Below are 12,386 nucleotides of genomic sequence, written 5' to 3'. Positions count from 1 at the left end.
ATATCTTCATTGGTAGTTCACTATAAACTAAATGAAATGTTAGTAGGTTAAAGAAATGAAAAAACCATCTGCACATGACCTTACTCAAATAGCCTTATCCGCAGCACTCCTTGCTGTCTCTTCAATTGTCGTCTTACCAATTGGAGTTATCCCAATCACTTTACAAGTATTCTTCTTTTTATTTATTCCGGCGTTATTAGGACCAGTCAAAGGTCTGATGACGATTATTTTGTATATCGTTATGGGCTTGATCGGAATGCCTGTATTTGCTGGGGGAAGCGGGGGCCTGGGAAGTATTCTTTCTCCGTCTTTCGGTTATATCGCGGGAGCACTGGCGGTCGCATGGATAGTCGGGTCAGGATTAAAGAAACAGAGAAATAAATGGGAAATGACAGGGATCATGAGCCTGGGATTAGTCGTACTGTATATAACAGGTATGAGCTACCAGTATATTCTTATGAATGCCGTACTTGACTCACCGATTTCACTTGTGAGCATTGTCAGCATGAATCTGACGGTCTTTCTTCCTATTGATGCGCTTAAAATGCTACTGGCTATCGCCTTATATGACAGACTGTCCAGCTTGCCATTCGCAAGGCGTATCGTTAAACTGTAAGCAGTCCGACTTTGAAAAGTAGAATGACTTAATAGTACAAATAGAGAACTTCAGACAACCAATAATCGTATAAACAAAAGTGAGGACTTATAATGACACAAAAATTAATCGTAAATGGTGGACATGACTTATCCGGGGAAGTAACGATTTCAGGAGCAAAGAACAGCACAGTAGCGCTGATCCCAGCGTCAATTCTTGCTGATTCACCTGTTACGCTGGAAGGCGTACCAAACATTGCAGACGTCCACTCGCTCATCGAAATCCTTAATGACATGAATGTAAAAACGCACTTTGAAGGCACAACTCTGACAGTAGATCCTACAGAGATGGTATCGGTTCCCATGCCTACGGGTAAAATCAAAAGCTTAAGAGCGTCTTATTATTTTATGGGCGCGTTACTTACTAAGTTCGGACAAGGCGTCGTGGGTCTTCCTGGTGGATGCTTCCTTGGTCCGCGTCCAATCGACCAGCACCTGAAAGGGTTCAGAGCCTTGGGTGCTACTGTTGACAATGAAATGGGTGCAATGTATCTCAAGACAGATGAAGATGGTCTCCAGGCGGCGCGTGTCTACTTCGACGTCGTGTCCATTGGAGCAACGATCAATGTCATGCTGGCAGCAGTAAAAGCTAAAGGCAGAACGATCATCGAAAACGCTGCGCGTGAACCTGAAATCATTGATGTAGCGACGCTTCTAAATAATATGGGGGCAAAAGTACGTGGAGCAGGAACAGACATTATCCGTATAGATGGTGTCGAAGAGATGCATGGATGCCGTCACACTGTAATTCCTGACCGCATCGAAGCAGGCACGTACTTGATCATGGCTGCGGCAAAAGGGAAAGATGTCGTTATCCGCAACGTCATTGTCGAGCATCTGGAAAGTTTGATCGCAAAAATGGAAGAAATGGGCGTGCCTCTTGAAATTGGGGAAGATTACGTTCGTATCACCAAGCCGGAAGGGAATCTGAGAGGTGTTTCTATAAAGACACTGCCTTATCCTGGTTTTGCGACCGACTTGCAGCAGCCGTTTACACCTCTGCTTATGATGGCGCAAGGTGAATCGATGATCGTGGATACGATTTATCCGAAACGCATCAAGCACATTCCGGAACTGAACCGTATGGGTGCTAAGGCTCGTGTGGAAAGTGATGTCATCCTAATCGAAGGCGGCACACATCTTGAAGGAACCGAAGTCAAAGCCAGTGATTTGAGAGCCGGAGCTTGTCTTGTAGTAGCCGGTCTGATTGCTGAAGGACAGACGACCATTGGCGGAGTAGATAATATTCTTAGAGGATATGATCATATTGTAGAAAAATTGACCGCTCTTGGCGCAGACATTTACATGGAAGAGAGTGGCGATTAAATTATAGGAATAGGGGATAGGGACGAGTGGCAAATTTTTTAACTTTCAGTGATTTACAGAACATGACTTTAAAAGAGATTTATGAGCACGCTAAGCGATTGAAAATACCTTATTACAGTCAGATGAACAAAAAGGAACTCTCTCTGGCTGTTATTCGCGCGCAGGAAGAAAAGCAGGGGTATTTCCAGGTCAGCGGGGTGCTCGATAAAATCAACAGCCAGGACTTTGGTTTTTTACGTCCGATCAATTACTCTCATAGTAACGAAGATATTTATATTTCAGCCTCTCAGATGACGCGTTTCAGCTTGAGAAATGGAGATAAAATCACCGGTACAGCGCGTCCGCCTAAAGCGGGAGAACGGCACTACGGACTGATGAACGTCAAACTGGTCAATGGAAAGAATCCTGAAGAAGCTAGAGAACGCCCTCACTTCCCGGCCCTTACACCGTTGTATCCGGATCGTCGAATCAACCTTGAATCATCCGAGAACGAACTGTCTGCACGAATGATCGATCTCGTGGCTCCGATCGGGTTCGGACAGAGAGGACTGATTGTCGCACCGCCTAAGGTAGGGAAGACGACATTGCTCAAAGAAATTGCCAACGGAATAAAGGCAAATCATCCGGAAGTTGAACTGATTGTCCTGCTTATCGATGAACGCCCCGAAGAGGTAACCGATCTGGAACGGAGCATCGATGGAGAAGTCGTTCATTCGACATTTGATCAGCAGCCGCAGAACCACGTCAAAGTGAGCGAACTGGTTCTCGAACGTGCAAGACGACTGGTTGAGGACAAGCAGGATGTAGTTATCCTTATGGACAGCATCACACGTCTGGCTAGAGCATACAATCTTGTGGAACAGCCAAGTGGGCGTACGCTTTCAGGTGGGATCGATCCTGCAGCTCTCTACAGACCAAAGCGTTTCTTCGGGTCTGCCCGTAATGTTGAAGAAGGCGGCAGCATGACGATTGTCGCAACAGCATTAGTGGATACTGGAAGCCGAATGGACGATGTCATTTATGAAGAGTTCAAAGGAACGGGTAACATGGAAATCCATCTGTCCCGAGAACTGGCTGAGCGACGCATCTATCCGGCAATCGACATTAAAAAATCAAGTACCCGTAAGGAAGAAATGCTTCTTTCCAAAGAAGAATACGAAGCGGTCTACAAACTGCGTAGAGGGATGCGCAATGATTCACTGGAGTATACGGATCAGTTCATCAAGACATTGAGACGTTACGGGAAGAATGCCGCCTTTGTAGAAAAAGTACTTAAGCAGTAATCATCTAAATAATGCGCAGAAAAATGGGACATTCCATTGCAACAGACGGCAGGATATGTTACTATGTCTAGTGTTGCATATATAATCAAGCCGATGAAGGAGACCAGTGCCTAGCGCTGATCACCCAGTCGCTGACTTAAAGGATTAAGATAACTATGGAACCGCAGAGGTTTCATGGCATGAAGGAGTGAAAAAAGATATGAAACAAGGAATTCATCCAGAATATCGTCAAGTAGTGTTCATGGACACAACGACAGGATTTAAATTCATGTCAGGGTCTACTACAACATCAAACGAAACAGTTGAATGGGAAGATGGAAAAGAGTATCCGCTTATCCGTATGGAGGTTACATCTGACTCTCATCCGTTCTACACTGGACGTCAGAAATTTGCTCAGGCAGATGGACGTATCGACCGTTTCAACAAGAAATACGGTCTTGCAGACGAAGAATAATCGGTTTAAAGCTCTGGCTAGTCAGGGCTTTTTTCTTTGCCCAAAATATAATTGGTATCCGATACCCAATTATATTGTTGCTGCGGGAAAATATGCTAAAATGGGATTAGATTCTGTTTTGCCTATGTAATAAACTATCAGCTTAATACAGGAGGAAACGAATGAAACTTTATCTGATCTATGGAGGAAAGAGTGCGGAACATGAAGTATCCATCAAATCCGCTTACTCGATTTTACAGAAAATATATTATGATCATTACACAGTCATACCGGTTTATATCACAAGGGAAGGTCAGTGGTACAAGGCTGGAAATGTGAACAGCAAAGATGATATTCCTGAAGTGAAAGAAATGAATCAGATCGCCAAGAAACAGCCGTTCAATTTCATTGAAATGATGGAAGGTGAATCGGTAGCTTTCCCGGTGCTTCACGGCCCGAATGGTGAAGATGGGACGGTCCAAGGACTCTTTGAAGTGTTCGACATTCCTTATGTAGGAGCTGGCGTGCTTGCAAGTGCTGTCGGTATGGATAAAATCATCAGTAAAAGTGTATTTAAAGAAGCAGGCCTGCCAATCCTGCCTTACAATGAGGTAAAACTGACTGACTGGAAAGTTGATCCTGATAAAGTCAAGGACGATCTGATTCAGTATCTAGGCTTCCCGATGTTTGTCAAGCCGGCCAATCTGGGATCAAGCGTGGGTATTACCCGAGTGCTTGAAGAAACCAAGTTAAAAGAGGCGATCGAACTCGCATTCGAATACGATACAAGAATCGTCGTGGAAAAAGGCGTCAAAGCGAGAGAAATCGAAGTAGCTGTCTTAGGCAATGAAGACATTCATACATCAGTTCCAGGTGAACTTATCAAGCATAAGCCTTTTTATGACTATGAAGACAAATACCTGAACCAGGAAGTGATTAGACAGGTCCCTTCAGATATTTCAGATGAGTTGACCAAAAAGCTGAGGGAGCTGGCAGCGCGTGCCTTTCACGCTATCGATGGCACTGGGGTGTCTCGTGTCGATTTCTTCCTTACTGAAGATGGAGAAGTCTACGTCAATGAAGTCAACACTTTCCCTGGGTTTACGAACAACAGCATGTATCCTAGAGTATGGGCAAAAACGGGTCTGCCTTATGAAGATCTGATTGAAGAAGTAATTCAGCTGGGTATCAGACGTCACAAGGACCGTCTTGAGCTTAATACAAGACGAAACAAGTAAGAAGGAATCAAGGAACAGAAGGAACGGAGAGAAACAATGGCAAAATGGACATTAAAAGAAATAGCTTCAGCTGTAGATGGCAAACTGATTGATGGGGACGACAATCTGAAGATAGAAGGCGTATCGTTTGATACGCGTTCGCTGCAGACCGGTGACCTGTTCATCCCTCTGACTGCTGAGAGGAACGGGCATGATTTTATCGAAGCAGCGATTGAAAAGGGAGCGGCTGCCAGTTTCTGGAGTGATGACACAGAAAAAGCTCCGGAAGGCTTCCCGATCATAGCAGTAGCGGATACGGAAAAAGCCTTTCAGCATTTCGCGCAGTATTATCTGAACAAAGTAGGGCCTAAAGTCATCGGGATTACTGGAAGTAACGGAAAGACGACAACGAAAGACATGGTCGCAGCCGTTGCTTCTGCCAGATACCGGACGTATAAGACAGTCGGGAACTTCAACAATCACCTGGGACTGCCGTTTACGATACTCAATATGCCGGAGGATACAGAAGTGCTTGTACTTGAAATGGGAATGAGTGAACGAGGGGAGATCGAAGTGCTTTCTCAGCTGGCGCATCCTGACATTGCTGTGATTACGATGATCGGAGAATCCCATATTGAATTTCTCGGGTCGCGTGATGCGATTTCTGAAGCTAAACTTGAAATCGTTAAAGGGATGTCGAACGGCACACTGATCTATCCAGGCAAAGAACCGCTGCTTCAAGATAAAATAGCAGCAGGGTATGTGGATGCGACTGTAGGCAAGCGTCTGACTTTCGGAAAAGAAGAAGGCGTGGATCTATATCCGGTCACAGTGGAAGCCAGGTTAAAACAGACCGTCTTTACGACTAATGCGGATCCTGAACATTCATGCACGCTGCCGGTCCCTGGAATCTACAACGTTCAAAATGCACTGGCTGCTGTTCTAGTTGGAGAAGAGATCGGTATATCCAATACGGAAGCCTATGTCCAGCTTGAGAACTTTGAACTGACCAAGAACCGTCTTGAATGGATCGATGGAATCAATGAATCCACTCTGCTCAACGACGCATACAACGCCAGTCCATCATCAATGAAAGCCGTTCTACGTTATTTCCAGGAAATCGATGTCCCTAAGCGAAAAATCATTGTACTAGGAGACGTGCTTGAACTAGGTGAGCATTCAAGAGCCATGCATGAAAGTCTGAGTGAAGCGATCGACCCTAAGAAAGCCGATCTGGTCGTCTTGTACGGAAAAGATATGAAAGCTTTATATGATAAACTGCTGCCTCAAATGAATGAGCAGAACCTTCAGCATTTTGAAGGAGACAAGCAGCCACTGATTGATTATCTGGAGAAACAGATCAAAGAAGAAGATACGGTTCTACTGAAATCAAGCCTGAGTACAGGGATGCTCGAAGTTGTGACTAAGTTAAGTCATGGAAAAGAAGGGTAAAACGTATTCATTTCACTGAGGTATGAAAACGAGTTGAAAACAAGGCGCCCACGTGTTAAGATAACATCTGGAATGAAGTGAACCGTTCGTTTAATGGATACGTCGAATTATCCGTATAGAATTTAAAATTAAATACTGAGTCAAGTTAACTATGATCCCTGGTGTCTCGCATCGAAAGTGAGTGACGAACACTAGGGTCTTTATTTGAACAGAAAAGAAACAAATCTGTTCATTGCTTTCGAAGTTTCTCTTATGCAAGAGTGACTGTACCTTGGCTCGTAAACGAATGAACGCTAAGGAAAATATTAGGAGGAAACATTCTTTGGAATTTAATGAACTAGATTTACTACCTGAACTACTCAAATCCGTACAGAACATGGGATTTGAAGAAACAACACCAATCCAGGAGCAGACGATCCCGCTTGCACTTGCAGGAAAAGACGTCATCGGACAAGCACAGACAGGAACAGGTAAAACTGCCGCTTTCGGTCTGCCTATGCTTCAGAAAATCGACGTCAAAAACCACAATGTTCAAGGGCTTGTTATCGCCCCTACTCGTGAACTGGCTATCCAGACACAAGAAGAACTATTCCGTTTAAGCAAAGACAAGCGTGTGAAAGTAACATGTGTCTACGGTGGAGCCGACATCGGACGTCAGATCAAGCAGATCAAAGGTGGCGCACAAATCGTTGTTGGAACACCTGGTCGTATGCTTGACCACATCCGTCGTAAAACATTGAAACTGAACCAGGTTCAGACATTGGTACTAGACGAAGCTGATGAAATGCTTAATATGGGATTCATCGAAGATATCGAAACAATCATTCAGGAAATACCAGCTGAGCGTCAGACCTTGTTATTCTCAGCAACTATGCCGGCTCCGATCAAACGTATCGGTGAACGCTTCATGCAGGACCCTGAAACAGTTCGTATCAAAACGAAAACACTATCTGCTTCAACTATCCAACAGTACTATACAAAAGCGCGAGACAACGAGAAGTTTGATATCATGACTCGCCTGCTGGATGTACAGAATCCTAAGTCGGCTATCGTATTCGGACGTACGAAAAGACGTGTCGATGAACTGGCTAAAGGACTTGAAATGCGCGGATACCAGGCTGAAGGAATCCATGGAGACCTTTCTCAAGGCAAGCGTATGAGCGTCTTGAAAGACTTTAAAAAAGGTAAAATCGATATCCTAGTAGCAACAGACGTCGCTGCCAGGGGGCTGGATGTCAGCGGACTGTCACACGTATACAACTATGACATTCCTCAAGATCCTGAAAGTTATGTTCACCGTATCGGACGTACTGGACGTGCTGGTGAAGAAGGCGTAGCTGTTACATTCGTCACGCCTCATGAAATGGGCTACCTGCGTACAGTTGAAAAACTGACTAAACAGCCAATGACGTCTCTTCGTCCACCTACAAACGACGAAGCGCTTGAAAGTCAGCTGCAGACAGCTATGGCAGACATTCAGGAAATGATCGATCAGAATGGCCTGGATAAGTACGAAGCTGCTGCTGAAAAGCTCCTGAGTTCATACTCAGCTGAAGATCTGGCTGCTGCTTTAGTTAAGAACATGGTTAAAGATCCGACAGATGTACCAGTAAGCATCACACCTCAGCGTCCGCTTCCAAACAAAGATAAGCGACGTGGCGGTGGCGGAAAAGGAAAAGGAAACTATTCCAACAACCGTAGAGGTAAAGGTGGAAACCGCAACTATAAAGGTAAAGGACGTTCTGGAGATAAAGGGAACCGTTCGAATAACCGCCGTTCAAACTAATGAGCGAATTGAATAAATAAAACTAGCCGACTGATCATCTGTTCTTGTTACATTGAACAGGTGATCAGCCGGTTCTTTTTAATCTAATCTTAAATTATATGAAATGACTTTTATTATTTAATCTGGTAACATAATACAGTAGCTGATTGATTTAATATTGAGTTATAGAATTGAGGAAGACAGATGATTGCTGGTATCGGACTGGATATAGTCGATATTGAACGGATCAATAAAGCGTACATAAAAAGACCATCCTTTGCTGATCGAGTTCTGACAACTAATGAACTGGAGTATTTTCATTCATTAAAAGGAACAAGAAAGATAGAATTTTTAGCCGGCCGATTTTCAGCAAAAGAAGCGTACTCTAAGGCCTTGGGAACAGGTATCGGTAAGCTGACTTTTCGTGATGTTGAAATCCTGCCAGATGATCAGGGAAAACCTATGATCACCGTATGTCCTTTCCCTGGAAAGGCCTGGGTATCGATTTCTCATACAGGAACGATCGCAGTAGCACAGGTTATTTTAGAAGACAAATAACAAACGTTCTTGTTGAGCGGTTTTTTGAGTCAAAGAAGTGTCACAAAGAGTGGTTCAATTTGTTCGCCTTTCATGATAAACTAGCAGACAAGGAATGAGATTCTACATTTCTTTTGGCTAAGTATTCATTGAAGCTTCTGACACTGGTGTCAAGTAAGCTGGCTGTTTAGCTTTTTTATCAGTATATTTTGGAGGGCATATTCATGAAAGAGCATAGCAATAGAAAAATGGTTATTGAACTTGATCAATCAGTTTACGAAGATATCGAAGAATATTGCATGGAGACAGATACTGAAGAAACGGAACTCATGTCTGACATTTTCCACTGCTTTGTTCGGGAAACAATGAATAAAATGGATGCCATGAGGAAGGGATATGCAGAAATGGGACACATCAATTTGGAAATCTGTTCCGAATTTGATGGATGCGAGAGCGAAGCGCATACTCATATCTGATAACAAGGTTCCGGCAGCTCTTCAAACGGAACACGACCTTATCTGAAAGGCTCCTTCAAGGAGGAAAGCCTATGGTTAAGCGTGGAGATATTTTTTATGCAGATTTATCCCCGGTAGTTGGATCGGAACAAGGCGGTATGCGCCCTGTTCTGATTATACAGAACAATGTTGGAAACAAATATAGCCCGACAGTTATTGTTGCGGCAATCACAACAAGAATCGAAAAAGGTAAGATGCCGACACATGTGGAGGTCAGTGCCAAACAGGGACTGGAAAAAAATTCTGTCATTCTGCTTGAACAGATCAGAACGATTGATAAACAGCGGCTGAAAGACCAAGTCACTCAGCTGGATGCTGAAACGATGAATGCTGTTGATGAGGCCCTGTCTATCAGTGTGGGCTTGTCAAATAAATATAAACATATCTAAGGCCTTACTATACTTAGTAAAGACGGAATCTAGTCCGAATGACTGGAGTCTGTCTTTTTTGTGTATTGAAAAATTGATGTAAGCATGCTAAGCTTATCCTCGTTGTCTAAAAACGACCGTGGTTCGAAAGCGTCAACCCACGATATAAAAACTAGGAGGAAATGAAAAAATGAAAACAAAGCAATGGGTATTAAACGCCATAATAGGAGCCCTTTACACAGGTATCACACTACTTATCGCTCCGTTTGGTTTTGGAGCGATTCAGTTCAGATTATCTGAAATGCTGAACCATCTGGCAGTCTTCAATAAAAAGTATGCTTATGGTGTAACAGCCGGAGTCGTCCTGACAAATCTGATTCTCTCTCCTTTTGGAGTATACGACTGGATTCTTGGAGTTGGTCATACGATTGTCTCATTTATTGTTTTCTTTATTGTAACGAAGAAAATCCAGTCACCGATTAAGAAGATGATGATCAATACCGTTATATTTTCGGTGTTCAGCTTCATGATCGCACTGATGCTCCTGCTAATTGGGGTAGAAGAAGTTTTCTGGTTAACTTACCTGACAGTATTTCTAGGACAGTTTGTCACTATGGGAGTTGGAATCCCAATCATCCTATCACTGGATAAGAAACTGAACTTCAACAAACGAATGGAAAATTAAACAGGTTTGGCGCAAAAAAACAGTGCATGTCCCTGGTGTTCTCTTTTATAAGAGGAACAATAGGAGCAGCACTGTTTTTCTAATTAATCTTAATCGTTATGAAGGTCTTCAACTTGTACAACCTTGAAGCCTTTTCTGTCAAGAACCTTCGAGATTTCATCAACAGTTTTTCGTGAGATGCCCGGTTCAAGGGTCATGATGGTTCTGCGGACCATGTTCTCTCTCTGGACATCAAGAGTAATACAGCTCATGATCGAACAGTAGCGGTTGATCAGCTTGGAGATGTTAGCGAGATCCCCTCTTTCACCAGGAGTAGCAATGGTAAGAACGTAGCTTCCCTGATCGATACTCCAAGATTGCTGAAGCAGGTCGATCAGCGTACTGTGAGTCAGAATGCCGTAAAAATTATTGTTTTCATCCAGCACAGTAATATATGGCAGGTCCTTGATCATAAAGAAGATTTTAAAGAACGACGAATTGATGTGTACATATTTGGTCGCATTCTTAAGTAAGTGGGTAACTGGAAGGTCCATGTCACCACCGTTTGCCTTGTGGCGGTAAATATGCATTTTATAGATGTTCCCGCGGAAAATACGGCCGCTTTTATCCAGCACAGGCACGCAGCGGAAGCCGGTTTCTTCTAATAGAGTGATCGCTTCCTGTAGTGTAGCTGATTCAGATATAGTCGTGACGCTATTTTTAGGGACTGATAGTTGTTTGATAAGCATAAATCAAAAGCTCCTTCTCATCTGATTTTTCGTGTTTTCACATTTTCATTATAACAGAATCAATCTTGGTTAAGTAGATAAATCAGTGTAAAATAGAGAAAATAAAAGAAAAGAGGAATTGACATTGCATAAACGGAATGAAATGATGGATCGTCCTGTGATCAATAACGACGTTAGAGAATTTCTTAGAAGGGACCAGAAGCAGTTAGAAGGTAAATTGTTGGAGATTGAAAAATGGGCGAATGAAAACCGTGTTCCGGTCATCCCTCACGAAACAGTCGCGTTCTTTAAATGGCTGCTTCCTTTGCTCAGCCCAAAAGATGTACTTGAAGTTGGAACAGCTATCGGGTTTTCTGCGGCGCTTATGCTGGAATCCATGCCTCGGGATGGACACGTGACAACAATTGAACGGAATCCGGACATGATTGCTAAAGCGGAAACTAACTTCAAGCTCCTGGGGCTAAAAGATAAAGTCACCCTATTAGAAGGTCAGGCCAATGAATGGCTGGAAAAAATAAAGTCTAATTCAAAAGATTTCATTTTCATGGATAGTGCTAAAGCAAAATACTACAGTTTCTTTCCCGAGTGTTATCGTATTTTGAAAATGGGTGGTGTATTAGCTGTTGACGATGTTCTCCAAGGTGGAACAATACTTAATGATGAAAAGGACATTCCGAAACGTACAAGAAAGATCCACAGAAAATTAAATGAGTTTCTTGATGTAGTTCTTGATCATCCGGCAATGGATGCGGTAATCCTGCCAGTAGGAGATGGACTGTTAATGATTACAAAAAGAGACGAAGCTGATTTTTCATTTATGAAAGAAGAATAAAGCTGGTCAAGTAAAGCTTTGTTTTAGCCCACTCGAAAAAGAATTAATAAATATCCGAAAACCTGTTGACGAAAGATGGAAAACCTGGTATAGTTATATTCGTTGTTGAATAACAGCAACCAAGGTTTTCCTTCGTGTCAGCATTGTGCGGCTCAAACGCACAAAAAACTTTTAAAAAAGTTGTTGACATCTGATTGAAAACAATGTAGTATTATAAAAGTCAGCTCGAACGGAACAACACGAAATAAAGAGCTGAACGAGATAGATCTTTGAAAACTGAACAAAGTAGAAACAACCAAATGTGCAGGGGTCTTCGATTCTTTTGGAGTCGAAGGCAACAAACGAGTTAACATGGTTAACTCACAAGTAATACAATGAGCAAGTCAAACTTAAAATGAGAGTTTGATCCTGGCTCAGGACGAACGCTGGCGGTATGCCTAATACATGCAAGTCGAACGCTGAAACACTCTGCTTGCAGAGTGTGGATGAGTGGCGAACGGGTGAGTAACACGTGGGGAACCTGCCCATAAGAGGGGGATAACATCCGGAAACGGGTGCTAATACCGCATAGGTGATCATAGCGCATGCTTA

13 protein-coding genes and 1 rRNA gene are annotated in these 12,386 nt (G+C 43.1%); 13 read left to right on the top strand and 1 reads right to left on the bottom strand.

Features of this window, described 5'->3' with window-relative positions:
• The first annotated feature begins 55 nt into the window (after positions 1-55).
• From ACYQ4S_RS04470 to ACYQ4S_RS04420, 11 genes are all read left to right on the top strand, one after another.
• Positions 56-616: a biotin transporter BioY gene (locus tag ACYQ4S_RS04470; RefSeq protein WP_459769616.1), complete on the top strand. Its 561-nt coding sequence runs from the start codon at positions 56-58 to the stop codon at positions 614-616.
• 92 nt (positions 617-708) lie between these two features.
• Positions 709-1,980 carry a UDP-N-acetylglucosamine 1-carboxyvinyltransferase gene (locus ACYQ4S_RS04465; RefSeq protein WP_346024938.1) on the top strand — a complete coding sequence of 424 codons (1,272 nt, stop codon included), beginning with the start codon at positions 709-711 and terminating at the stop codon, positions 1,978-1,980.
• Between the two features lie 26 nt (positions 1,981-2,006).
• The gene (gene rho / locus ACYQ4S_RS04460) at positions 2,007-3,263 is read left to right on the top strand and encodes a transcription termination factor Rho (RefSeq protein ID WP_346024937.1); all 1,257 of its coding nucleotides are present in this window, start codon (positions 2,007-2,009) and stop codon (positions 3,261-3,263) included.
• Positions 3,264-3,462: 199 nt separating this feature from the next.
• Positions 3,463-3,717 carry a type B 50S ribosomal protein L31 gene (locus ACYQ4S_RS04455; RefSeq protein ID WP_091265428.1) on the top strand — a complete coding sequence of 85 codons (255 nt, stop codon included), beginning with the start codon at positions 3,463-3,465 and terminating at the stop codon, positions 3,715-3,717.
• 161 nt (positions 3,718-3,878) lie between these two features.
• Positions 3,879-4,934, top strand: a complete 1,056-nt coding sequence (locus ACYQ4S_RS04450) for a D-alanine--D-alanine ligase family protein (protein ID WP_346024936.1) — start codon at positions 3,879-3,881, stop codon at positions 4,932-4,934.
• 36 nt (positions 4,935-4,970) lie between these two features.
• Complete coding sequence (locus ACYQ4S_RS04445; protein WP_459769613.1) at positions 4,971-6,365, top strand: UDP-N-acetylmuramoyl-tripeptide--D-alanyl-D-alanine ligase; 1,395 nt, start codon at positions 4,971-4,973, stop codon at positions 6,363-6,365.
• Positions 6,366-6,687: 322 nt separating this feature from the next.
• A complete protein-coding gene (locus ACYQ4S_RS04440; protein ID WP_346024934.1) occupies positions 6,688-8,151 on the top strand; it encodes a DEAD/DEAH box helicase in 1,464 nt (487 codons plus the stop codon).
• Positions 8,152-8,334: 183 nt separating this feature from the next.
• Entirely contained in the window at positions 8,335-8,688 is a 354-nt protein-coding gene (acpS, locus tag ACYQ4S_RS04435; protein ID WP_346024933.1) for a holo-ACP synthase, read from the top strand.
• A gap of 203 nt (positions 8,689-8,891) precedes the next feature.
• Positions 8,892-9,143, top strand: coding sequence for a hypothetical protein (locus ACYQ4S_RS04430; protein ID WP_091479935.1), 252 nt, complete (start codon positions 8,892-8,894; stop codon positions 9,141-9,143).
• A 71-nt stretch (positions 9,144-9,214) separates the two neighbouring features.
• Positions 9,215-9,571: a type II toxin-antitoxin system PemK/MazF family toxin gene (locus tag ACYQ4S_RS04425; RefSeq protein ID WP_459769612.1), complete on the top strand. Its 357-nt coding sequence runs from the start codon at positions 9,215-9,217 to the stop codon at positions 9,569-9,571.
• Between the two features lie 169 nt (positions 9,572-9,740).
• Positions 9,741-10,235 (top strand): QueT transporter family protein, encoded by a 495-nt coding sequence (locus ACYQ4S_RS04420; protein WP_091265412.1) that lies wholly within the window; start codon positions 9,741-9,743, stop codon positions 10,233-10,235.
• 89 nt (positions 10,236-10,324) lie between these two features.
• Here the strand turns inward: ACYQ4S_RS04420 and cbpA are convergent, their stop codons facing one another.
• Positions 10,325-10,963 carry a cyclic di-AMP binding protein CbpA gene (gene cbpA, locus ACYQ4S_RS04415; protein WP_346024931.1) on the bottom strand — a complete coding sequence of 213 codons (639 nt, stop codon included), beginning with the start codon at positions 10,961-10,963 and terminating at the stop codon, positions 10,325-10,327.
• Positions 10,964-11,087: 124 nt separating this feature from the next.
• Between cbpA and ACYQ4S_RS04410 the strand changes: the two genes are divergently transcribed.
• The gene (locus tag ACYQ4S_RS04410) at positions 11,088-11,795 is read left to right on the top strand and encodes an O-methyltransferase (RefSeq protein WP_091265408.1); all 708 of its coding nucleotides are present in this window, start codon (positions 11,088-11,090) and stop codon (positions 11,793-11,795) included.
• 390 nt (positions 11,796-12,185) lie between these two features.
• A 16S ribosomal RNA gene (locus tag ACYQ4S_RS04405) occupies positions 12,186-12,386 on the top strand; the annotation flags it as partial.

The sequence above is a fragment of the Alkalibacterium sp. s-m-28 genome (genome assembly GCF_054658175.1).
This window is presented reverse-complemented; position numbering and strand designations above follow the sequence as displayed.